Annotated in this window: 20 protein-coding genes; 12 read left to right on the top strand and 8 right to left on the bottom strand. The window is 71.9% G+C overall.

Translation table 11 applies throughout. The features are described from left to right. Nucleotides 1-46: 46 nt before the first annotated feature. The 3 genes from ACWDR4_RS40600 to hutU all read right to left on the bottom strand — a co-directional run bounded on the left by ACWDR4_RS40600 (nucleotide 47) and on the right by hutU (nucleotide 4,442). Nucleotides 47-1,393 (bottom strand): formimidoylglutamate deiminase, encoded by a 1,347-nt coding sequence (locus ACWDR4_RS40600; RefSeq protein ID WP_450416020.1) that lies wholly within the window; start codon nucleotides 1,391-1,393, stop codon nucleotides 47-49. Continuing rightward, nucleotides 1,390-2,601, bottom strand: coding sequence for an allantoate amidohydrolase (locus ACWDR4_RS40595; RefSeq protein ID WP_450416019.1), 1,212 nt, complete (start codon nucleotides 2,599-2,601; stop codon nucleotides 1,390-1,392). Before ACWDR4_RS40595 ends, ACWDR4_RS40600 begins: the two co-directional genes overlap by 4 nt. Nucleotides 2,602-2,777: 176 nt before the next feature. Further along, on the bottom strand, nucleotides 2,778-4,442 hold the full coding sequence (hutU, locus tag ACWDR4_RS40590) for a urocanate hydratase (RefSeq protein ID WP_450416018.1): 1,665 nt from the start codon (nucleotides 4,440-4,442) through the stop codon (nucleotides 2,778-2,780). Between the two features lie 115 nt (nucleotides 4,443-4,557). Between hutU and ACWDR4_RS40585 the strand changes: the two genes are divergently transcribed. The 5 genes from ACWDR4_RS40585 (at nucleotide 4,558) to ACWDR4_RS40565 (ending at nucleotide 8,458) form a co-directional block, all read left to right on the top strand. Next, nucleotides 4,558-5,970, top strand: a complete 1,413-nt coding sequence (locus ACWDR4_RS40585) for a diaminopimelate decarboxylase (RefSeq protein WP_450416016.1) — start codon at nucleotides 4,558-4,560, stop codon at nucleotides 5,968-5,970. Between the two features lie 242 nt (nucleotides 5,971-6,212). After that, nucleotides 6,213-6,638: a hypothetical protein gene (locus ACWDR4_RS40580; RefSeq protein WP_450416015.1), complete on the top strand. Its 426-nt coding sequence runs from the start codon at nucleotides 6,213-6,215 to the stop codon at nucleotides 6,636-6,638. After that, nucleotides 6,635-7,510, top strand: coding sequence for a transcriptional regulator (locus ACWDR4_RS40575; protein ID WP_450416014.1), 876 nt, complete (start codon nucleotides 6,635-6,637; stop codon nucleotides 7,508-7,510). Before ACWDR4_RS40580 ends, ACWDR4_RS40575 begins: the two co-directional genes overlap by 4 nt. 34 nt (nucleotides 7,511-7,544) lie before the next feature. Then, nucleotides 7,545-8,057, top strand: a complete 513-nt coding sequence (locus ACWDR4_RS40570) for a roadblock/LC7 domain-containing protein (protein ID WP_450416012.1) — start codon at nucleotides 7,545-7,547, stop codon at nucleotides 8,055-8,057. A gap of 26 nt (nucleotides 8,058-8,083) precedes the next feature. Beyond that, the gene (locus tag ACWDR4_RS40565) at nucleotides 8,084-8,458 is read left to right on the top strand and encodes a hypothetical protein (RefSeq protein WP_235478158.1); all 375 of its coding nucleotides are present in this window, start codon (nucleotides 8,084-8,086) and stop codon (nucleotides 8,456-8,458) included. Nucleotides 8,459-8,488: 30 nt separating this feature from the next. Here ACWDR4_RS40565 and ACWDR4_RS40560 read toward each other — a convergent pair whose 3' ends face one another. From ACWDR4_RS40560 to ACWDR4_RS40550, 3 genes are all read right to left on the bottom strand, one after another. Next, entirely contained in the window at nucleotides 8,489-9,082 is a 594-nt protein-coding gene (locus ACWDR4_RS40560) for a hypothetical protein (RefSeq protein ID WP_450416011.1), read from the bottom strand. A gap of 102 nt (nucleotides 9,083-9,184) precedes the next feature. Next, nucleotides 9,185-10,060, bottom strand: coding sequence for a MurR/RpiR family transcriptional regulator (locus ACWDR4_RS40555; RefSeq protein ID WP_450416060.1), 876 nt, complete (start codon nucleotides 10,058-10,060; stop codon nucleotides 9,185-9,187). Nucleotides 10,061-10,389: 329 nt separating this feature from the next. Then, nucleotides 10,390-11,967, bottom strand: coding sequence for an aromatic amino acid ammonia-lyase (locus ACWDR4_RS40550; RefSeq protein WP_450416009.1), 1,578 nt, complete (start codon nucleotides 11,965-11,967; stop codon nucleotides 10,390-10,392). 153 nt (nucleotides 11,968-12,120) lie between these two features. Between ACWDR4_RS40550 and ACWDR4_RS40545 the strand changes: the two genes are divergently transcribed. From ACWDR4_RS40545 to ACWDR4_RS40525, 5 genes are all read left to right on the top strand, one after another. Then, the gene (locus ACWDR4_RS40545) at nucleotides 12,121-13,191 is read left to right on the top strand and encodes an ABC transporter ATP-binding protein (RefSeq protein ID WP_450416059.1); all 1,071 of its coding nucleotides are present in this window, start codon (nucleotides 12,121-12,123) and stop codon (nucleotides 13,189-13,191) included. Continuing rightward, nucleotides 13,188-13,829, top strand: a complete 642-nt coding sequence (locus ACWDR4_RS40540; RefSeq protein WP_450416008.1) for an ABC transporter permease — start codon at nucleotides 13,188-13,190, stop codon at nucleotides 13,827-13,829. Before ACWDR4_RS40545 ends, ACWDR4_RS40540 begins: the two co-directional genes overlap by 4 nt. Nucleotide 13,830: 1 nt before the next feature. Next, a complete protein-coding gene (locus ACWDR4_RS40535) occupies nucleotides 13,831-14,493 on the top strand; it encodes an ABC transporter permease (protein WP_450416006.1) in 663 nt (220 codons plus the stop codon). Between the two features lie 37 nt (nucleotides 14,494-14,530). Then, complete coding sequence (locus ACWDR4_RS40530; protein WP_450416057.1) at nucleotides 14,531-15,466, top strand: ABC transporter substrate-binding protein; 936 nt, start codon at nucleotides 14,531-14,533, stop codon at nucleotides 15,464-15,466. 110 nt (nucleotides 15,467-15,576) lie between these two features. Continuing rightward, nucleotides 15,577-16,026 carry a hypothetical protein gene (locus tag ACWDR4_RS40525; RefSeq protein WP_450416005.1) on the top strand — a complete coding sequence of 150 codons (450 nt, stop codon included), beginning with the start codon at nucleotides 15,577-15,579 and terminating at the stop codon, nucleotides 16,024-16,026. A 379-nt stretch (nucleotides 16,027-16,405) separates the two neighbouring features. Here the strand turns inward: ACWDR4_RS40525 and ACWDR4_RS40520 are convergent, their stop codons facing one another. Beyond that, nucleotides 16,406-17,797: a cystathionine beta-synthase gene (locus tag ACWDR4_RS40520; RefSeq protein ID WP_450416003.1), complete on the bottom strand. Its 1,392-nt coding sequence runs from the start codon at nucleotides 17,795-17,797 to the stop codon at nucleotides 16,406-16,408. Between the two features lie 150 nt (nucleotides 17,798-17,947). Between ACWDR4_RS40520 and ACWDR4_RS40515 the strand changes: the two genes are divergently transcribed. Beyond that, the gene (locus ACWDR4_RS40515) at nucleotides 17,948-19,000 is read left to right on the top strand and encodes an SGNH/GDSL hydrolase family protein (protein ID WP_450416002.1); all 1,053 of its coding nucleotides are present in this window, start codon (nucleotides 17,948-17,950) and stop codon (nucleotides 18,998-19,000) included. Here the strand turns inward: ACWDR4_RS40515 and ACWDR4_RS40510 are convergent. After that, on the bottom strand, nucleotides 18,963-20,675 hold the full coding sequence (locus ACWDR4_RS40510) for an FAD-dependent monooxygenase (protein ID WP_450416000.1): 1,713 nt from the start codon (nucleotides 20,673-20,675) through the stop codon (nucleotides 18,963-18,965). The genes ACWDR4_RS40515 and ACWDR4_RS40510 overlap by 38 nt on opposite strands. A gap of 121 nt (nucleotides 20,676-20,796) precedes the next feature. Between ACWDR4_RS40510 and ACWDR4_RS40505 the strand changes: the two genes are divergently transcribed. Further along, nucleotides 20,797-21,330 carry an ATP-binding protein gene (locus ACWDR4_RS40505; RefSeq protein WP_450415998.1) on the top strand — a complete coding sequence of 178 codons (534 nt, stop codon included), beginning with the start codon at nucleotides 20,797-20,799 and terminating at the stop codon, nucleotides 21,328-21,330. The last annotated feature ends 79 nt before the right edge of the window (nucleotides 21,331-21,409 follow it).

Genomic DNA, 21,409 nt, shown 5'->3' with positions numbered 1-21,409 from the left:
GCGTCCTCATGGGTGGCGGGGCGGAGGGCCGGTATGCGTACGAGTGTCAGGCGCGCAGGGCTTCGACAGCCGCCGCAAGCGCCTGCGGCACCTCTGGTACGAGGGTGTGGGCCCCGTCGCGCACGACGTGCCGGCCGCCCACGACCGTATGGCGCACATCCGCTGCCGACGCTGCGAATACCGCGGTCTCCGCTCCCAGCCGAGGCACCGGCCCCGCAGTTCTGACCGAGTCGAGCGCGACCGTCGTGAAGTCGGCGAGGGCGCCCGCCTCAAGGATGCCCGCGTCGTCCCAGCCGAGGGCCGCGTGACCGTCGGCGGAGGCTGCCCGGAGGAGGGCTGCCGCCGTCCAGTGGCCCCGGGTGCGGGTGCGCAGGCGCTCGTTCAGCTCCATGGCGCGGGCCTCTTCGAGCAGGTCGATGACGGCGTGGCTGTCGGAGCCCAGGGAGAGCGGTGAGCCCGCGCGCTGGAGGGCGACGGCGGGGCCGATGCCGTCGGCGAGGTCGCGTTCGGTGGTGGGGCACATACAGGTGCCGGTGCCGCTGTGGCCGAGGAGCGCGATGTCCTCGTCGGTGAGGTGGGTGTTGTGGACGCCGGTGGTGCGGGGGCCGAGGACTCCGTGGTCGGCGAGGAGTCGAGTGGGCGTGCGTCCGTGAGCGGCGAGGCAGGCGTCGTTCTCGGCCGTCTGCTCGGACAGGTGGACGTGGAGGGAGGCCCGGCGTTCCTCGGCCCAGCGGGCCACGGTCGCCAACTGGCCGGCGGGCACGGCCCGTACGGAGTGGATTGCGGCACCGATCCGCGCGTGATCCCGTTCCTTGAGAACTGAACAGCGTTCCGCCCAGGCGTCGGCGGTGCCGTCGGAGAAGCGGAGCTGGTGGCGGTTGGGGGCCTGTCCGAAGCCGGAGGAGAGATAGGCGGTGTCGAGGAGGGTGATGCGGACACCGGCGTCGGAGGCCGCTTCGACCAGAGCCTCGCCCATCGCGTTCGGGTCGGCGTACGGGGTGCCGCCCGGGGCGTGGTGGACGTAGTGGAACTCACCCACGGCGGTGATGCCGGCCAGGGCCATCTCGGCGTACACGGCACGCGCGAGGGCGTGGTAGGTGTCCGGGGTCAGCTTGTCGGCGAAGGAGTACATGACCTCGCGCCAGGTCCAGAAGGTGCCGGAGCCGACCTGGACGGTGCCGCGCAGGGCACGGTGAAAGGCGTGGCTGTGGGCGTTGGCGAGGCCGGGGAGGGTGAGCCCGCGAAGGATCTCGGCGCCGGGAGGCGGGCTGTCGACTCCCGTACGAACAGCCGCGATCCGACCGTCCTGCACATCGAGAGCCACCCCCGGCTCGACGTTGGTGTCGAGCCAGGCGTGCTCCAGCCAGTACGTCCGTGCTTGGGGGTGGGTCACGTGCAGGCCAGCCCTTCCAGTACGTCGGCGAGTGCGGTCACCCCGGCCACGCAGTCGTCCTCGGCGGCGTACTCCGCCGGGGAGTGCGAGATGCCCGTGGGGTTGCGCACGAACAGCATGGCGGTCGGAATGCTCCCGGAGAGAATCCCGGCGTCGTGTCCGGCACCGGTACCGAGGACGGGGACCTTGAGGGCTGTGTCCTCTCCGTCCCGGCCCAGGATCCGGGCGAGTTCGTCGCGCAGGGCGTGGTCGAACTCGACGACGGGGGTGAACGACTCCCGGACGACGTCGAGATCGACACCGTGCGCCTCGGCGTACTCACGGGCCGCCTGCTCGACGCCGGAGACGACGGTGTCGAGGGCCTTCTGGTCGGCGGCGCGGGAGTCGAGCCAGCCGCGTACGAGGGAGGGGATGGCGTTGACGCCGTTGGGCTCGACGGCGATCTTCCCGAAGGTGGCGACGGCGCCGGCGAGTTCGGCCTCGCGGCGGGCGGCGAGGACGGTCTCGGCGTACGACAGCATGGGGTCACGCCGGTCGACGAGCCGTGTCGTGCCGGCGTGATTGGCCTCGCCGCGGAAGTCGAACCGCCAGCGTCCGTGCGGCCAGATGGCACTGGCGATGCCGACGCGGTCGCCGCTCAGGTCGAGCGCCCGCCCCTGCTCGACGTGCAGCTCGACGAAGGCACCGATACGGGCGAGCCGCTCGGGGTCCGGCCCGATGGTGTCGGGGTCGTATCCGGCGGCTTCCATGGCCCGCGGCAGCGTGATCCCGTCCCCGTCGGTCAGCAGCCGAGCCTGCTCGACGGTGACGGCCCCGGCGGTGAGCCGCGACCCGACACAGGCGAGCCCGAACCGGGCGCCTTCCTCGTCCCCGAAGTTGACGATGGCGAAGGGCTTGCTGAACTGCGCCCCGCGCCCCCGAAGCTCATCGAGAGCAGCAAAGGAGGAGACCACACCAAGGGGCCCGTCGAAGGCCCCGCCATCGGGCACGGAGTCAAGATGCGACCCGGTGACAACGGCATCCCCCTCGGCGGGATCCCCGAGCCAGGCCCACTGGTTCCCGTTCCGATCAACCTCGTAGGACAGCCCCCGAGACTCGGCCTGCTCCCTGAACCAGGCCCGGCACTCGAGATCGATCCCGGTCCAGGCGTAGCGGCGATAGCCGCGTGAGTCGGGGTGACGGCCAATGGGCGCCAGCTCGCGCCACATCGCGTGGAAGGAGGCGCCACTCGTCTGTGGGCAGGCGTTCCGCAGGGCGATGGGGGTCCCCCCGCTCGAACGAAGTTGAGAGTGGGGGAGGGTGGGCACAGACGCACCACCCGCAGTCGGCGACGAGCCCTCGCCCCCCACCGAAGCGTCGCCGTCCCGCCCGCCAGAAACCTCCCTCACGCGTCGTCCCCCTCACGCATAGGCACCCGCACACCCCGCTCGTCAGCGACAGTCTCGGCAATGTCGTACCCGGCATCCACATGCCGGATGACACCCATCCCGGGGTCGTTCGTCAGCACCCGGCGGATCTTCTCACCCGCCAGCTTCGTGCCGTCCGCGACCGACACCTGTCCGGCGTGGATGGACCGGCCCATGCCGACCCCGCCCCCGTGGTGGATGGAGACCCACGACGCGCCCGAGGCAACGTTCACCATCGCGTTCAGCAGCGGCCAGTCGGCGATCGCGTCGGAACCGTCGAGCATCGCCTCGGTCTCCCGGTAGGGAGACGCGACGGACCCGCAGTCCAGGTGGTCGCGGCCGATCGCCAGCGGCGCCGCCAGCTCACCGCTCGCCACCATGTCGTTGAAGCGCTCGCCGGCCTTGTCCCGCTCGCCGTAGCCGAGCCAGCAGATCCGGGCCGGGAGGCCCTGGAAGTGGACCCGCTCGCCGGCCAGCTTGATCCAGCGGTGCAGGGACTCGTTCTCGGGGAACAGCTCCAGCATCGCCTTGTCCGTCTTCGCGATGTCGGACGCCTCGCCCGACAGGGCCGCCCAGCGGAAGGGGCCCTTGCCCTCGCAGAAGAGGGGGCGGATGTACGCCGGCACGAAGCCGGGGAAGGCGAACGCCCGCTCGTATCCGGCGAGTTGAGCCTCGCCCCGGATCGAGTTGCCGTAGTCGAAGACCTCGGCACCGGCGTCCATGAAGCCGACCATCGCCTCCACGTGCCGGGCCATCGACTCGCGCGCCCGGGTCGTGAAGCCGGCCGGGTCCTTCGCGGCGGCGGACGCCATGTCGTCGAACTCGACGCCGACGGGGAGGTAGGCGAGCGGATCGTGGGCCGAGGTCTGGTCGGTCACGATGTCGATGGGGGCGCTCTCGGCGAGCATGCGGGGGAGCAGCTCGGCCGCGTTGCCCAGCAGGCCGATGGAGAGCGGGCGGCGGGCGTCACGGGCCTCGACCGCGAGCTGGAGGGCGTGCTCCAGGGAGTCGGCCTTCACGTCGAGGTACCGGTGTTCGATGCGGCGCTCGATGGCACGCGGGTCGACGTCGATACAGATCGCGACGCCGTCGTTCATCGTCACGGCGAGCGGCTGGGCGCCGCCCATCCCGCCGAGGCCGGCGGTCAGGGTGATCGTCCCGGCGAGGGTGCCGCCGAACTTCTTCGCGGCGACGGCGGCGAAGGTCTCGTAGGTGCCCTGGAGGATGCCCTGGGTGCCGATGTAGATCCAGGAACCGGCCGTCATCTGCCCGTACATGGTCAGGCCGAGGGCCTCCAGGCGGCGGAACTCCTCCCAGTTGGCCCAGTCGCCGACCAGGTTGGAGTTGGCGATCAGCACGCGCGGGGCCCACTCGTGGGTCTGCATGACACCGACCGGGCGGCCCGACTGGACGAGCATCGTCTCGTCCTGCTTCAGGGTCCGCAGGGTGCGGACCATGGCGTCGAAGGAGCGCCAGTCACGGGCGGCCTTGCCGGTGCCGCCGTAGACGACGAGCTTGTCGGGGTGTTCGGCGACCTCGGGGTCCAGGTTGTTCTGGAGCATCCGGAGGGCGGCCTCCTGCTGCCATCCCAGGGCACTCAGTTCCGTACCGCGCGGGGCTCGTACGGGGCGGGGTCCTGACATGGTCTGCCTCCCAGCGGACTGTTGCAGTGGATATTCATATCCTGACTTCCTGAATAGAACTAGTCAATACATTCTCGCGCCGTCATTGGCCCGCCCTGGATGTTTCGCTTGACGCATGGACACGGACATCGACACCACGGGGGACACTGTGGACCACAACGGGGCCGGTCGGACCAACCGCCGGGACGAGGCCGTACGCGCCGCCGTGGAGCAGGGACTGCTCCACGGCGACGCACCCATCGTCGGGCTCCTCGACGTCACCGGCATCCGCGAGTCCGCCGCCGAGCTGCGGGCCGCCTTCGACGCGGTCGTGGCACCCGGCACGCCCGTGCTGCACGCCTTCGCGGTGAAGGCGACCCCGCTGGTGCCCGTACTGCGGCTGCTGCGCGAGGAGGGGATCGGGGCCGAGGTGGCCAGCCCGGGGGAGCTGGCGCTGGCGCGGGCGGCCGGGGTGACGCCGTCCCGGACGGTGCTGGACTCGCCCGCGAAGACGCCCGCCGAGCTGCGCGAGGCGCTGGCCCTGGGCATCGCCGTGAACGCCGACAACCCGCAGGAGCTGGACCGGCTCGACGCGCTGATGCGGTCCGCGACCAGCCGGTCCCCGATCGGGATCAGGGTGAATCCGCAGATCGGCGGAGGCTCGATCGGGGCCACGTCCACCGCCACCGCGACCTCGAAGTTCGGGGTCGCGTTGCTGGACGAGGGGGCGCGCGAGTGGATCGTGGGGGCGTACGCCGAGCGCCCGTGGCTGACCAGGCTGCACGCGCACACCGGGTCGCAGGGCATCCCGCTGGCGCTGATGATGCGGGGCGTGGCGGAGACGTACGCGCTCGCCGAGGAGATCAACCGGCGGGTCGGGCGGCGGCAGATCGACACGATCGACATCGGCGGCGGGCTCCCGGTCAACTTCGCGTCGGACGCGACGAGCCCGACGTACGCGCAGTACGCGCGGCTGCTGAGCGAGGAGGTGCCGGGCCTGTTCGGGGGGCGGTACGGGCTGGTGACCGAATTCGGCCGGTCACTGCTGGCCAAGCACGGCACGATCGTGGCGCGGGTCGAGTACGCGAAGAGCGCCGGCGGGCGGCCGGTGGCGGTCACGCACGCGGGCGTGCAGGTCGCGACGCGGACGGTGTACGCGCCGGGGTCGTGGCCGCTGAGGATCGCCGCGTACGACGGGAAGGGGCGCCCCAAGGCGGGGGCGGACGTGGTGCAGGACGTGGCCGGGCCTGCCTGTTTCTCGGGCGACCTGCTCGCCGAGGGGCGCGCGCTGCCGCTGCTCGAACAGGGCGACTACGCGGCGGCGCTGGACACGGGCGCGTACTACTTCGCGCACCACTACGCGTACAACTCCCTCGCCCGGCCCGGGATCTACGGCTTCGTGCCGAGCGGGAACGGGGAGGGGGAGGTCACCTTCGCGGTCGTACGGGAGCCGCAGACCGTCGACGAGATCGTGGCCGAATCCGGTGGGGCGCACGCCGCCACGCTCACCACCCTCTCCGCAACCACCTCCCCCACCGCACGCCCTTGACGGACTCCGGGGAACATGCAGGTCAACTGCCCTGAAAACAGGGCCAGTCGACCCACCTTAGTCATCCAGCGCATGTTCCACTGGAAAATGCCAGATCTCTCACTCCTCATGCACACGTTGCGTAGCGTCTGCGTCACTCAGCCGAACACCAGGTTGGCCGAACGTCAGGTCGGCGAACTCCAGGCTGGGTGATCGAACACCAGCCGGACAGACGCGAGCGGGACAGGCGGGAGGGGCCAAGGGTGCCCGGAATCGACGAGTGCTTACTGGAAGCCATGCGGCTGCCCGGTGCCAGGGGCGCCGCGCTGGTCGACTGGACCAGCGGGCTGGCACTGGGCACCGTCGGGGACTCCCCGGGCGGTGATCCGGAGACGATGGCGGCCGAGGCGGCGGAGCTGGCCCGGCTGGCCGCCGAGCACCGCGCGTTCGCCCCCGAGGGCGACGACGAAGGGTCCGAGGAAGGCGGAGCGGCCGGCGGCTGGGGGCAGGATCCGCCGGTCGAGGATCTGATCATCAGCAACCGGGACAGCTATCACGTCCTGCGGTTCGTGACGACGAGCTTCGACAGCAGTGTGTTCCTGCACCTGTGGCTGGCCCGCGCGGAGGGCAATCTCGCGCTGGCCCGCATCCGGCTCGGCGAGATGGCCGGACGGCTGGTGCTGGGATGACGGCACTGCACGCGAATCTGACGACCCCGCCGCCACGCCTGCCGGTGCGGGACAAGGCGGCGGCCCGGCACCGGGCGTGGGGCGGGGTCTCCCCGATGCTCGGCCGGCTCGCCACCGAGCGGGCCACCGGCGCCCTGGTGTGCGAGCGCGGCTCGCTCTACCTCGCCGACGGCCAGGTCGTGCACGCCGAGAGCCCGGCCGTACCCGGCCTCGACGTCCTGCTCACCGCGCGCGGCACGCTGGACGCCGAGGGCTGGCGGGAGGCGGTCGGCGCGGCCGGGGAGCGCAACCGGGTCGGGCGGTTCCTGGTCGAGAGCGGCCGGATCGGCGCGGGCGCCCTGGAGGTGTGCCACCTGGGGGCGCTGTACGACGCGGCGTACTTCGCCCTCGCGCCCAGCGGGACGCCGGGGCACTTCCGGTACGGGGACACGCACTGGCTCGGCCCGGTGCGCCCGGTGCCGGTGGCGGCGCTGGAGCACGAGACCCTGCGCCGCCGCGCCCTGCTCCACCGCATCTGGCCCGACCCGGCCCCCGACAGCGCCCCGCTGCGCCGCTCCGGCAGCCCGGGCGCGCCGACCATCAGCGCCCGCCAGTCCGCCGTACTGGACCTGGTGGACGGTGTCCGCACGGCGGCGGACATCGCGCTGGCGCTGGCCCGCCCGACCTTCCACACCCTGGTGGACGTACGGCGGCTGGCGGCAGCGGGGGTCGTCGTCCCAGCCCTCCCGCCGCCCTTGCCTGCCCCGCCGGCCCCACCGGCCCCGCCGTCCACGTCCGCTCCCCCGGCACCGCCCGGATCGCTGCCGCCCTCGTTCGCCGACCCCAACATCACGCTGCTGAAGAGGCTCAGGGATGCGCTGGAGGCCCTTTGAACGGCAGCGCCCGCGTGCCGAGAGGAGACAGCTCATGGCAGCCGAGGCCGAAGTCATGGACGAACTACGCCGGTTGCGTGCCCGCGTGCCGCAGCTCACCGGCGCACTCGCGGCCAGCGTCGACGGTCTCGTCCTCGTCCAGGACACCCCGGGCGTCGAACCGGAGACGGTCGCGGCGCTCACCGCCACCGCGCTCAGCGTCGCCGTGCGGATGACGGACGCGACCGGCCAGGGCGACTTCCGCGAGCTGCTGGTGCGCGGGATGTACGGCTATGTGGCGACGTACGCGGCGGGCCGCAGCGCCGTCCTGACGCTGCTCGCCCAGGACCGCGTCAACGTCGGCCGGCTGCACCTGGAGGGCCGCCGGGCCGGCACCCGTATCGGGGAGCTGGTGGACGCGGCGGCCGAACAGGCACCCAGGCCGGCCGCCGCTCCCACGCCCGCGCCGCCCCCCGTCCCCGCACCGATGCCCACCCGAACCAGAACACCGCGCGCGCCACGCACACCGTCAACCACGCCCAACGCGCGCACCACCACGGAAAGTTGAACCGGAAGCAGGAGAGGAACACCGTCATGGCCAACACCGAGACCGCGCTGAAAGAGGCGCTGACCTCCATCGAGGGCGCCACCGGAGTCGCCCTCGTCGACTACACCAGCGGCATGGCCCTGGGCACGATGGGCGGCAGCAAGACGTTCGACCTGAACGTCGCCGCCGCCGGCAACACCGATGTCGTGCGCGCCAAGATGCGCACGATGGAGCACCTCGGGCTGAAGGGCGAGATCGAGGACATCCTGATCACGCTCTCCAGCCAGTACCACCTGATCCGGATGATGAAGGGGCGCGGCGGCAACGGCCTCTTCCTCTACCTGGTGCTCGACATCAACCGTTCCAACCTGGCGATGGCCCGCCACCAGCTGAAACGGATCGAGGCGGACATCGAGATCTGAGCCCCGCCCCCGCACGACGGGACCGACGAGCTAGACCAGGACGTCGCCGCGGCGGCGCGCCCCGCCCGGGGTCGCGTCGCCCGCGGCGATTCCGGTGGAGCGGTAGGCCTTGACCGGCTTGCCGGTCGGGGCGCCGGCGCGCGGGCCGAGCCAGTCCACCCGTACCCACAGCAGGACGTCGTCGGCGCGTTCGCGCCGACCCAGCCAGGCGGCCTTCAGCAGCAGCCCGGTACCGGCCCCGGCGAGCAGCATCCCGCCCGCGGCGGGCACCGCGAAGGAGCTGCCCAGCGCGGCGGCGAAGGCGAGCAGCAGCCACCAGCGGTGGCCACGGCGCCAGTTGCGTACGGTCACCGCGCGGTCCTGGAGCACATCGTGCCGGCCGGCCCGGGCGGGACCGGCGGCGAGCGCGGTGTAGCGGCGGCGCCGCAGACACGCCACGAGTCCGGCCGTGACGATGAACAGCACGGCCCCCGCCATGACGCCGATCCGGCGGCCGGTGATCCCCGGCACCAGGACGCCGACGCCCGCCGCGAACACCCCGAGCCACCACATGGGCGCCACTCCGGCCCGTATCACCACGGCCACCCGGGCCAGGCCTTGTCTTCCGCGAACTCCGCGTGCCACGTCCGCCTCCCGGTTCGTTCTCCCGGCACAGTCCTGTCGGAGCGGGAGACTAACGAGCGAACGTGAGACGAGTCTGAGAGCCGCACAAGGCCGTGCTGAGGCCTACTCGACGAACAGCCCCCGCGTCGCCGCCCGCGTGTCGAACTCCTCCAGGCGGGCCTGGGCGTCCGGCAGGTCGTCGCACATGGCCTCCAGCAGCACCCGACCGAGGAGCATCGGCGCGCAGGCGGTGTCGAAGGCGAGCCCGGTGCCGACGGCGGCGGGCAGCAGCAGGTCGGAGACCTTCGCGACCGGCGCGAAGGCCGAGTCGGCGACGGTGACCACGGTCAGGCCGGCCGCCTTGGCGTAGGCGAGGGTGTCGACGACCTCGCGCGGATGCCGGGGCAGCGCGAAGCACAGCAGGGTGGTGGCGCCCGCCCGTACGGCCGCGTCGATCCGGTCGTGGATCATCGTGCCGCCCTCGTGGAGCAGCCGTACGTCCGGGTGAACCTTGGCGGCGAAGTAGGCGAAGCCGTACGCCTGGGAGGCGGCGGCGCGCAGCCCGAGGACGGGCAGCGGGCGGGAGGCGGCGAGCAGCCGCCCGGCCCGGTGCACGGGACGCGGATCGGCGAGCACCTCGGCCAGGTGCCTCAGGTTCTCGATCTCGGCCTCGACGGCCTGCTGGTACTCGTTGTACGAGCCCGGCTCGGCGCTCTGTTCGGCGGGGGCGACCTCGCGCAGGTGCTTGCGCAGCGCCGGGTAGCCGTCGAAGCCGAGGGCGACGGCGAAGCGGGTGACGGACGGCTGGCTGACACCGGCCAGCTCGGCCAGCTCGACACTGGAGAGAAAGGGCACGTCGGCGGCCCGCCGCACCATGCTGTGCGCGATGCGCCGCTGGGTCGGGGTGAGCCGATGCCCCTCGAAGAGTGCCTGAAGCCGCCCGGCGGGACTGTCGGGCGGGGTCCCGCCCGCACCCGCGTCCCCATCGCCTGCGGCCAAGCGCTTGGAAGGCGCCTGCTCTGCCCCACCCGCACCCGCGTCCCCACCCGGGCCGGCGCCGGTGGCGGTCCTGCCCGCACCCGATTCCCCACCCAGGCCGGGGCCAGTGTCGGGGGCGCCAGCGGCGGCCCCGCCTGCGCCCGCGACCCCGCGGCCTTCCACGCCCCCCTCCGCACTCGCGCCCTTGCCCACGTCCCCGTCCACGCCCGCCTCCACACCTACGCCCATGTCCGCGCCGACACCCACGTCCGCGTCCCCGCCCACGCCGGTACCGGCACCGGCACGCGCCCCCGTACCCGCGCCCCCGCTGCCCTCCGCACTCGGCGTGCTCATGCCCCGCTCCCCCTCCAGATCTCCGTGAACCGGTCCAGCAGTGCCGACGCCACCGTCACGTCGTGCGTGAGCGGGCGGTCGGTCGAGTCGGCGTCGAGGACCGACTCGGCCAGCTCCAGCGCCCGGCCGACCGGCAGTTCCGGATCCGGGCGCAGGTCGCGCTGGTGCAGCGCCCGTACGGCGGCGACCAGTTCGCAGCCGACGACGAGACGGTACGCGTCACAGGCGCGCAGTGTCTGACGGGCGGCGAGCGAGGCGAAGCTGGCCTGTTCCTCGACGCCCCGGGAGAGTACAGCGTGCCCGAGCGAGGCGGGCGCGGAGAAGGCCCGCAGGTCACCGAGGGCGGCGCCGGCGGCGTACTCCAGGATCATCACGCCGGAGGCGGCGGGCTCGTGGTCGGCGAGGAAGGGGCGCAGGCGGGTGAAGGCGGGCTCGTTGAGGGTCGAGAGGCGTGAGGTGGACAGGCGCGCGACCTGAGTGACGGCCAGCCTGAAGTGGTCGAGGGCGAGGGCGAGTTGGGCCTGGTAGAAGCCGCCGTGGTGGTAGGCGGTGAGGTCCTCGGGGGAGATGAGCGGGTTCTCGGCGGCGGCGTTGATCTCGATCGCGAGCACCCCCTCCAGCGCGTCCGCCGCGTCGTGCGCGGGCCCGTGGATCTGCGGCAGACACCGGAAGCCGTACGGGTCCTGGATCCGGCCGAGGGGAGGCGTGGGCCGGTCCGCCGAACCGATCAACGCCCGCATGCGGCGCGCGACCTCGACCGACCCCCGGTGCGGACGGGCGGCGTGCACGGGAGCCGCGTACGCCTCGTGGGAACCGTCGACGGCGAGCAGCGACAGCGCGGCGACGACCTGCGTGGCGACGATGAGCCCGCGCAGCTCGTGCAGGGCGAGCGCGGACTGCCCGAGGGTGAGGGCGTTGCTGCTGATCAGGGCGAGGGCGTCGTTGTTGTCGAGGGCCTGCGGCTCGGGGGCGCCGGGGACGCTCCAGCCACGGAGAACCGAGCCACCCGCAGCCGCCCCCGGTCCCGTCCCCGGCGCGATCCACTCGTGCTCCCCCGCCAGCGCCAGCCCCATCTGGGCCAGCGCCGCGATGTCGCCCGTACCGACCGACCCGAACTCGTTGACGACGGGATGTGCCCCGTTCTCCAGCGCCTCGCACAGGGCCGTGACCACCCCGGGGCGCAGTCCGGCGCCGCCCGCGAGGAGCTGGTTGGCGCGGACGGCGAGCATCGCCCGTACCTGCCGGGCCGGGAGTTCCGCGCCGATGGCGCCGGCGTGGCTGCGCAGCAGGCGCAGACCGTGGTCGGCGGCGGCCTCGGTCGGGACGTCCTCGTTGCGGTTGGCGCCGACGCCGGTGGAGCGGCCGTACACGCGGCCGGTCGCGGCGATGCGGCGGGCGGCGTCCCAGGCCTCCTCGACGCGCTTCATCCCTTCGGTGCCGGGGACAGGCCGCGCGGCCCCGTCGGCGAGGCGTACGACGTCCTCGACGCCGAGACCGATGCCGTCCAGCACGACGATGCCGGTGGACACCGGAGGAGGCACCGGAAGTGATGCATCCACAATCCGAGACGACATAAGGCGCAGACTCCCCTCAAACCGGAAGTAAACCGGGCACTCGATCTTGCTTGCTGGACGGCCGTTACCTCGGATTAACACAGAGGCATTGACAATCTATTCAGACACGGAGAACTCTGCATGACGTTATACAGGCCCGGCAAGGGACACCTCATGATCCAGTTCGACGCGGTTCACAAGCGCTTCCCGAACGGCACCACCGCAGTCCACGATCTCTCGCTCCGGATGCCGGAAGGCGGCGTGACCGTTCTCGTCGGATCCTCCGGCTGCGGCAAGACGACCACCCTGCGAATGATCAACCGGATGGTCGATCCGACCTCCGGCACGATCAAGGTAAACGGCCAGGACGTCCTCCAGCAGGACGCCGCCGACCTGCGGCGATCCATCGGGTACGTCATCCAGCAGTCCGGACTCTTCCCGCACCGCACGGTCCTCGACAACATCGCGACCGTACCGCTGCTCCTTGGCTGGGGCCGGAAGAAGGCCCGCACCCGCGCGGCCGAACTCCTGGAGACCGTCGGCCTCGCCGCCGACGCCGGCAAGCGGTACCCGCACCAGCTCTCCGGCGGCCAGCAGCAGCGCGTCGGCGTGGCCCGCGCGCTCGCCGCCGACCCGCCCGTCCTCCTCATGGACGAGCCGTTCGGCGCGGTCGACCCGGTGGTCCGCACCCAGCTCCAGGACGAACTGCTGCGCCTGCAGAAGGAGCTGAACAAGACCATCGTCTTCGTCACACATGACGTGGACGAGGCCGTCCGGCTCGGCGACCAGATCGCGATCTTCCGCACCGGCGGCCATCTGGTCCAGTGCGCGACCCCCGCCGAGCTGCTCGCCCGCCCGGCCGACGACTTCGTCGCCGACTTCCTCGGCGCCGAGCGCGGCCTCAAGCTGCTCTCCCTGAAGACCCTCGCGGACCTCCCGCAGGGCCCGGCCCCCGAGGGCGGCGCCTGGACCCTCGTACTGGACGAGGCCCGCAAACCCGCCCACTGGCACCACGGCACGGACGGCACCGACATCCCCGTACGGCCGCTGAAGGACAGCGACTCGCTGCTCGCGGCGCTGAACGAGTCGATCGCCTCCCCGACCGGGCTGATAGCCCGCGTGGACGCGGCGGGCACCCTCACCGGTGTCTCGTCCCGCGACGACATCCACGTACACGCGGGCCGGGCCCACACAGAAGCCCAGGCAGCGGCCCCTGTGACTACGGAAGCCCAGGTCAAGGCATGACCATCGACTGGTCGTGGATCGGCGACCACACCGACGACCTCACCACCCTCACCGTCTCCCACCTCCAGGCGGCCCTCTCGGCGGTCTTCTTCGGCCTGCTGATCTCGCTCCCGCTGGCCGTGGTCGCCCACCGGGTCCGCCCGCTGCGCGGCTTCCTGCTCGGCCTCTCCAACGTCCTCTTCACGATCCCGTCGATCGCGATCTTCGTGCTCCTGCTCCCGGTCAGCGGTCTGACCCGCACCACCACCGTGATCGGCCTGACGGTCTACACGCTGGTCGTGCTGCTGCGGAACACGGTCGAGGGCCTCGACTCGGTGCCGGTGAAGACGAAGGAGGCGGCCAAGGCGATGGGCACCCGCCCCTTCCGCACCCTCCTCACGGTCGAACTGCCGCTCGCCCTCCCGGTGATCATGGCGGGCGTCCGTATCGCGACGGTCATGTCGATCTCGCTGGTCTCGGTCGCGACCTACATCGGCGACGGCGGCCTCGGCCAGCTCTTCACGGACGGTTTCCAGCGCGACTTCCCGACCCCGGTGATCGCGGGAGTGGTTCTCACTCTCCTCCTCGCGGTGGTCGCGGACGCGCTGCTGGTCGCCGTCCAGTACGTACTCACCCCGTGGACGAGGCGGCGAGCCTGACATGTACGAACTCTTCAAGGATCTCGGCTCCTGGCTGACCAGCGGCGACCAGTGGTCCGGCTACGACGGCATCGCGCACCGCCTCGCCGAGCACCTCCAGTACTCGCTGCTCGCCACGCTCATCGCGATGGCCATCGGCCTCCCGCTCGGCCTGCTCATCGGCCACACGGGCCGGGGCGCGTTCGTGGCGATCAACCTGGCCTCCTTCGGCCGCGCCCTGCCGACCGTCGGCCTGGTCGTCCTCGTGTTCCTGGCCAGCGGGCTGTCGATGTGGCCGGTGTACATCGCCCTGGTCGCCCTCGCCGTCCCGTCCATCGTCACGAACACGTACGCCGGGATGACCGCCGTCGACCCGGACGTGAAGGACGCGGCGCGCGGCCAGGGCATGCGCTGGCACCAGGTCCTCTTCCAGGTCGAACTGCCGCTCGCGCTCCCCCTGATCATGACCGGCCTGCGCCTGGCCCTGATCCAGGTCGTGGCCACGGCCACCATCGCCGCGTACGTCTCCTTCGGGGGCCTGGGCCGCTACGTCTTCGACGGCCTCGCCCAGCGCGACCTGGTCCAGGTGATGGGCGGCGCGGTGCTGGTCGCCGTGGTCGCCATCGCCCTGGACCTGGCGCTCTCCGGCGTCCAGCGCTTCCTCTTCCGCCACCGCCCCGCGTAACCCGAACCGCCCAGGAGTTCTTCCGATGGCCCTTCCGATGAACCGACGCGCCCTCCTCGGCGGCCTCTTCGCAGCCGCCGCCGTCCCCGCCCTCGCCGCGTGCAGCGGCGGTATCACCTCCCTCGACGAAGGTTCCGGCAGCTCGGGCGGGGGCAGTGGCTCCAGCGCGGGCGGCCTCACCATCGGCACCGCCAACTTCACCGAGAACCAGGTGCTCGGCTACCTCTACGCGGCCGTGCTCGACGCGGCGGGTGTGCAGACCAAGGTCCGCCCCAACCTGGGCAGCCGCGAGATCCTCATCCCCGCGATGAAGAGCGGCGACATCGACCTCCTCCCCGAGTACCAGGGCGCCCTGCTGCACTACGTGGCCCCCAAGGCGACGGCCACGGAGGAGGGCGAGATGCAGAACGCCCTCACCATCGCCCTCCCGGCCGGCCTCCAGGTGCTCCCGTACGGGATGGCCGAGGACTCCGACGCCTTCGTCGTCACCCGCGAGACGGCGACGAAGTACGGCCTCACCTCGCTGGCCGACCTGAAGAAACAGAACGGCAAGCTGATCATCGGCGCGGCGGCCGAGGTGAAGACGCGCGAGGTGGGCGTGGTGGGCCTCAAGGAGATGTACGGGGTCGAGTTCAAGGAGTTCAAGTCGCTCGACTCGTCCGGTCCGCTGGTCAAGGGCGCCCTGAAGAAGGGCGACGTGGACGTGGCGAACCTCTTCACCACGGACACCGACATCCTGGACAACGGCTGGGTCGTCCTGACGGACCCCAGGAACCTGATCCCCGGCCAGCACATCGTCCCCCTGATAGCCGACCGCAAGGCCGACTCGACGGTCCGCAAGGCCCTCGCCGAACTCGGCAACGTCCTCACGACGACCGACCTCACCGAGCTGAACCGCAAGGTGGACAAGGACAAGAAGGACCCGGAGGACGTGGCGAACGCGTACGCGAAGGAGAAGGGCCTGACCAAGTAGCGGCAGGGGGCTGCGGGGCGACGGCGCGGCGTCCCCTAGGGTCCGGCCCAGGGACAACTGGGGGGCTATCCCCAGTGCCGGTCGGGCGCGGTTTCTCTACCGTGGTGTGCATGACCGGTATGGACGCGACGGGCGCACACGACGCCGACCTGAAGAAGGAACTCAACGCCACCCTGCAGGCCCGCAGGGAACTCGGCGACGAGTACGAGTCCGCGCTGGTCGACTCGTTCCTGGAGAAGGTCGACCAGCGGATAGACGGCTCGGTGGAGCGCCGGGTACGGCGGCAGCTCGCCGAGCAGCAGATGGTGACAGCGCGCGACTCGCGCGGCCCGAAATCCACCGACACCTTCGGCGAGCGCTTCGGCTTCGGCATCGTCTCGATGGTCCTCGCGATACCCCTGTCCGGCATCGGCGTCGGCGGCGCGGGCCTCCCCGGCCTGCTGGTCGCCTGGGTGGGCATCGTGGGCGTCAACGCGGTCCAGGCGGCGCGCACTTCGGCGTGGATGTTCGGCAGGCACCACCGGAGGGCCGGTCAGGACGCCGACAAGTGGGAGGACTGACACACTCCCCGAAAAAAGCTATGCGCGGGGACCGCCGCACCCCCGTTGCCGGGGGGCGGGACGACGGCGGTCCCCGCGAGGGACGCGGGCCGGGTCAGGGCCGGGCTGGCGCGTCCTAGGCGTCGGTGGAGGTCCGGGAGCCGCTCCGGAGGTCCGTGACGCCGTTTCGGTTGCCGGCCGGGGCGGGGAGCCGCTCCCGCCCTTGCCGACATCCACTAATGTGCCGGACTCGTGTTAAGCGTGTGCTGCGCGGACGTGACGCCCTCGTACCACTTCCACGAAGTTCCGTTCGGAGCGGGAATCCGAACGGAATCGGACCGGGACATCGCGGCGGAGGCCGCAAGTTCCGCTCCGCCCCGCCCAGTTCACCGGACGTTTACTACTGCTTGCCGCCCTTGGCCAGGAAGGCCAGCAGGTCCTGCCGGCTGACGACACCCTTCGGTTTGCCCTCGACCAGCACGATCGCCGCGTCGTGGGCGCCCAGTACGGACATCAGGTCGGCGACCGGTTCGCCGGAGCCGACCTGCGGCAGCGGCGCCGACATGTGCTTCTCCAGCGGGTCGTCGAGCGAGGCCCGCTGGGTGAACAGCGAGCCGAGCAGCTCGCGTTCGACGACCGACCCGACGACCTCCGCCGCCATGACGTCCGGGTGACCGGCGCCGGGCTTCACGATCGGCATCTGCGAGACGCCGTACTCACGCAGCACCTCGATGGCCTGACCGACGGTTTCGTCCGGGTGCATATGGACGAGGGAGGGGATGCGGCCGTGCTCCTTGTAGTCGAGGACGTCGGCGACACGGGCGGAGGGGCCGGTGTCCTCCAGGAAGCCGTAGTCGGCCATCCATTCATCGTTGAAAATTTTACTAAGGTACCCCCGCCCGCTGTCAGGCAGCAGCACGACAACGACATCGTCCGGCCCGAGCCGCTCCGCGACCCGCAGTGCGGCCACGACGGCCATCCCGCAGGAGCCGCCCACCAGCAGGCCCTCCTCCTTGGCGAGCCGCCGGGTCATCTGGAAGGAGTCCTTGTCGGACACGGCGACGATCTCGTCGGCGACGGTCCGGTCGTAGGCAGTGGGCCAGAAGTCCTCCCCCACCCCTTCGACGAGGTACGGGCGCCCGGACCCCCCGGAGTACACGGACCCTTCCGGGTCGGCCCCGACGACCTGGACGCGCCCGTCACTGGCGTCCTTGAGGTACCGCCCGGTGCCGGAGATGGTCCCGCCGGTGCCGACGCCCGCGACGAAGTGGGTGATCCGTCCCTCGGTCTGCTCCCACAGCTCGGGGCCGGTGGAGTGATAGTGCGAGAGGGGGTTGTTGGGGTTGGAGTACTGGTCGGGCTTCCAGGCGTCGGGCGTCTCACGCACCAGCCGGTCGGACACGTTGTAGTAGGAGTCCGGGTGCTCGGGATCGACGGCCGTGGGGCAGACCACCACGTCGGCGCCGTACGCACGCATCACGTTGATCTTGTCGGTGGAGACCTTGTCGGGGCACACGAAGATGCACTTGTACCCCTTCTGCTGGGCCACGATGGCCAGCCCCACACCGGTGTTTCCGCTGGTGGGCTCGACAATCGTGCCGCCGGGCCGGAGTTCCCCGCTCTTCTCCGCCGCCTCGATCATGCGCAGGGCGATGCGGTCCTTCACGGACCCGCCGGGGTTGAAGTACTCGACCTTCGCGAGGACGGTCGCCTGAATGCCCGCGGTCACACTGTTGAGCCTCAGCAGCGGGGTGTTGCCGACGAGGCTGATCATCGAGTCGTGGAATTGCACCGTTGTCTCCGGTTGCCGCACATAAATGTGGTCGTCATTGGTTCGGCCAGCCTAAGGGTCCACCTCGGCATTCACCTCACGTCGCGATTGGCGGACGGTCGGTACGGGGCAAGGAGTGGTTGTACGGCTACGAGGAGGTGGCGGCGACGCATGACGAGCATGTCCAGGGCAAGGGTGGCCCGGCGGATCGCAGCCGGCGCTGCGTACGGCGGTGGCGGGATCGGCCTGGTGAGCGCGGCGGCCGTGGGACTGGTGCTGGCCGAGGTACGGATGGCGAAACGCCAGGTGGGCAACGGCGGCGGTCCGCACGCGCCGAGCGCGGACGGGCTGTACGGACGCGGGTACGCCACCCCCGGCGAACCCCCGCTGCGACTCGTACTGCTGGGTGACTCCACGGCGGCCGGCCAGGGCGTCCACCGGGCCCGCCAGACACCGGGCGCGCTGATCGCGTCGGGCCTGGCGGCGGTGGCGGAACGCCCGGTGGAACTGCGCAACGTGGCGCTGCCCGGCGCCCAGTCCGACGACCTGGACCGCCAGGTGGCACTGACCGTCTCGGCGTCCGGCTGGGTCCCGGACATCTGCGTGATCATGGTCGGCGCGAATGACGTCACGCACCGTATGCCCCCGACGCGCTCGGTGCGCCATCTCTCATCGGCGGTACGACGTCTCCGTACGGCGGGTGCGGAGGTGGTCGTGGGGACCTGTCCCGACCTGGGCACCGTGGAGCAGGTCCAGCAGCCGCTGCGCTGGCTGGCCCGGCGGGCGTCCCGGCATCTGGCGGCGGCCCAGACGATCGGGGTCGTGGAACAGGGGGGTCGCACGGTGTCGCTGGGCGACCTGCTGGGCCCCGAGTTCGAGGCGAACCCACGCGAACTGTTCGGCCCGGACAACTACCACCCCTCGGCGGAGGGCTACGCGACGGCGGCGATGGCGGTCCTCCCGACGGTGTGCGCGGCGCTGGGCCTGTGGCCGGCGGAGGAGGAGCGCCCGGACGTGTCCCGCCGCGAGGGCTTCCTGCCGGTGGCGCGGGCGGCGGCGGAGGCGGCGTCGGAGGCGGGCACGGAGGTCACGGCGGCGATGCCGACCGGGCCCAGGGGCCCCTGGGCACTCCTCAAGCGCAGACGCCGGAGGCGCGTACCGGCGACGGACCCGACGCCCACGCCGACTACGCCGACCGCGTCGGGAGGCGTGTCGAACGGCTGATCCCGGCGAGAGCGTCCCGGACGGCGGAGTCACCGTCCGGGCGGTCGGTCCAGCGGGCGCCGATGTGCCCGTCGGGCCGGACAAGCAGGGCGCCGTGCGGACCAAGGCCGCAGAGATCGCCGTACTCGCCGGTCAGGGCCTCGATCCGCAGAGGCACCGGGGACGAGCCGGCCCGCCGCTCCCACTCCTCGGGAGCCGGGGTGAGGAGGGTGAACCACTCGCCGAAGGCGTCCAGGGTGGAGCGGCCGGGCGTGAGCCAGAGGTGGGGCATGCGGTGCCCGGGCTCGGCGGTGGGGGTGTAGTCGGGGTCGGGGTCAGGGTCGGAGAGCTGGGGCGGGGTGTGGGGCGGAGCCTCGGCCGGGGCATGGGGTACGGCCTGACGTGAGGCCCGGGACGGAGCCTGGAGTGAGGCTTGGGATGGAGCCTGGTGTGAGGCCCGGAGCGGGGTGCTGCTGTCGTCGGCGAGGACGGCGCCGGAGTGATAGGAGACGCCGAGCACGAGCCCGAGCTGGGCGAAGTACCGCTCCGACCAGGGCAGTTCGACCTGGTCCGGCACGGACGCGCCCGCCCCGGCCCGGAGTTGTTCGCGGCGTCGCTCCTGCGCCTGGAACATGAGCTGGGCGTTGGCGACCGCCTGACGGAGATTCAGCTGGGCAACGGGGTGCCGTTCCGCCTCGTAGCTCTCCAGCAGCCCGGCCCCTGCCCATCCCCTCACCACACCGGCCAGTTTCCAGCAGAGGTTGTGCACATCGGCGATGCCGACGTTCATGCCGAGGCCGCCGGCCGGGGGCAGCGCGTGCGCGGCGTCTCCGGCCAGCAGGATCCGCCCGTGCCGGAAGCGCTCGGCGACGTACGCGGTGACGGTCCAGTGCTGGACCCGCAGCACCTCGGCCCGTACGCCGTGTCCGTCGGGCCCGAGGGCGCGCGAGACGAGGCCGAGCCAGTCGGCGCGCTCGGGGTCGTCCGGGGTGGGCACGACCCAGGCCCAGCCGCCCTCGGGGTAGAGCGGCAGGAACGAGCCGTGGGCGGTGGCGTAGACACCGGCGGGCTGACCGGCGGACCAGCCGGTGAGGTCGGCGACGAAGACGACGGTGGTGACGTGCCCGAGGGCGCCGGGCCCGGCGGTGGGGATACCGAGCAGCTCCCGGACGGTGGAGTTGGCACCGTCGGCGGCGAGGACGTACCGGGCCCGGACCCGGGTCTCCTCACCACTGCGCCGGTCGACGAGCCGGGCGACGACGCTCTCGGCCCCTTCCTCCTCGTCGAGACCGACGACCTCGACCCCGAACCGCACCGCCGCGTCAGCCGTGTCGGCCGCTGCGAGCAGGGTGGGTTCCAACCGGTCCTGCGAGGTGACCACGCCGATCACGGGACTCTCGGGCACCGGTGCGTGGACCCCGATCATCGCCGCGGAGGCAAAATCGTGCTCGAAAAGGGTGTCACGGAAGCGGATACGCCCGTACTCGGGCCGGAAGGCGCGGGCCGCGACGGCCTCGGCGAGCCCGAGCTGCCGGAAGATCTCCATCGACCGCACATTGACCAGCCGCGACCGTGGAAAGGGCGACAGCTCGACCCGTTTCTCGACCAGCAGCACCCGCACACCCCAGCGCTCCAGCAACGCCCTGGCAGTGAGCCCCACGGGCCCGCCCCCGACGATCAGCACATCCACCGTCATGAGATCAATCATCGGTGCTCGGCGCCGGGCCGCAACAGCAGAGCGACCGGCGCGAGCAGCGCAGGAGGCGCTACCGGGCCCGGGTCCGCGCCCCGCAGAGGGCGCGCTAGCGTGAGGGCGCATGATCGTATGGCTCAACGGCACGCACGGCGCGGGCAAGACGACGACCAGTCCGCTCGTGCAGCAACTGCTCCCGGATTCACGGGTGTTCGACGCCGAGAAGGTCGGCGAGACGCTCATGGACATCAAGCCGGCGCTGCCCGGGCCCGGGCAGGACGACTTCAACTTCCAGCACTGGCCGCCGTGGCGACCCCTCGTCGTCGAGACCGCCCGCCGCGTGCTCGACTACACCGGCGGCACCCTGGTGATCCCCATGACGGTCCTGGTCGAGCAGTACTGGCGCGAGATCAGCACGGGCCTGGCCCAACACGCCATCCCGGTACGGCACTTCGTTCTCCACGCCGACCAGGACACCCTCCGGGGACGCATCGCGGGCGACCCCCTCGGCCCCAACTCCCCGTTCCGCCTCCAATACGTCGAGCCCTACGCCGAGGCGGCCCGCACCTGGCTGCACGCCGAGGCCGAGGTCGTCGACACCACGCATCTCACGCCCGCCGAGGCCGCGCTGCGGATCGCGGAGGCGGTCAAGAACTGAGGCGGGACATGATCGGGCCCGGCCGCGGGGAGAGTCGCGGCCGGGCCCGGGATCGGGGGTGGGTGGGCTCAGTACAGGC

The sequence above is a fragment of the Streptomyces sp. NPDC000878 genome (genome assembly GCF_053599695.1).
The sequence above is the reverse complement of the archived record's forward strand: the minus strand, read 5'-3'. Positions and strand labels throughout refer to the sequence as shown.

What these genes read in the sequence shown, in the direction of transcription:
- ACWDR4_RS40505 (WP_450415998.1), top strand. Translation starts at nt 20,797, where the DNA reads ATGATCGTATGGCTCAACGGCACGCACGGCGCGGGCAAGACGACGACC.
- ACWDR4_RS40575 (WP_450416014.1), top strand. Translation starts at nt 6,635, where the DNA reads ATGACGGCACTGCACGCGAATCTGACGACCCCGCCGCCACGCCTGCCG.
- ACWDR4_RS40525 (WP_450416005.1), top strand. Translation starts at nt 15,577, where the DNA reads ATGACCGGTATGGACGCGACGGGCGCACACGACGCCGACCTGAAGAAG.
- ACWDR4_RS40515 (WP_450416002.1), top strand. Translation starts at nt 17,948, where the DNA reads ATGACGAGCATGTCCAGGGCAAGGGTGGCCCGGCGGATCGCAGCCGGC.
- ACWDR4_RS40530 (WP_450416057.1), top strand. Translation starts at nt 14,531, where the DNA reads ATGAACCGACGCGCCCTCCTCGGCGGCCTCTTCGCAGCCGCCGCCGTC.
- ACWDR4_RS40545 (WP_450416059.1), top strand. Translation starts at nt 12,121, where the DNA reads ATGATCCAGTTCGACGCGGTTCACAAGCGCTTCCCGAACGGCACCACC.
- ACWDR4_RS40595 (WP_450416019.1), bottom strand. Translation starts at nt 2,601, where the DNA reads ATGTGGCGCGAGCTGGCGCCCATTGGCCGTCACCCCGACTCACGCGGC.
- ACWDR4_RS40565 (WP_235478158.1), top strand. Translation starts at nt 8,084, where the DNA reads ATGGCCAACACCGAGACCGCGCTGAAAGAGGCGCTGACCTCCATCGAG.
- ACWDR4_RS40540 (WP_450416008.1), top strand. Translation starts at nt 13,188, where the DNA reads ATGACCATCGACTGGTCGTGGATCGGCGACCACACCGACGACCTCACC.
- ACWDR4_RS40550 (WP_450416009.1), bottom strand. Translation starts at nt 11,967, where the DNA reads ATGTCGTCTCGGATTGTGGATGCATCACTTCCGGTGCCTCCTCCGGTG.
- ACWDR4_RS40585 (WP_450416016.1), top strand. Translation starts at nt 4,558, where the DNA reads ATGGACACGGACATCGACACCACGGGGGACACTGTGGACCACAACGGG.
- ACWDR4_RS40535 (WP_450416006.1), top strand. Translation starts at nt 13,831, where the DNA reads ATGTACGAACTCTTCAAGGATCTCGGCTCCTGGCTGACCAGCGGCGAC.
- ACWDR4_RS40510 (WP_450416000.1), bottom strand. Translation starts at nt 20,675, where the DNA reads ATGACGGTGGATGTGCTGATCGTCGGGGGCGGGCCCGTGGGGCTCACT.
- hutU (WP_450416018.1), bottom strand. Translation starts at nt 4,442, where the DNA reads ATGTCAGGACCCCGCCCCGTACGAGCCCCGCGCGGTACGGAACTGAGT.
- ACWDR4_RS40570 (WP_450416012.1), top strand. Translation starts at nt 7,545, where the DNA reads ATGGCAGCCGAGGCCGAAGTCATGGACGAACTACGCCGGTTGCGTGCC.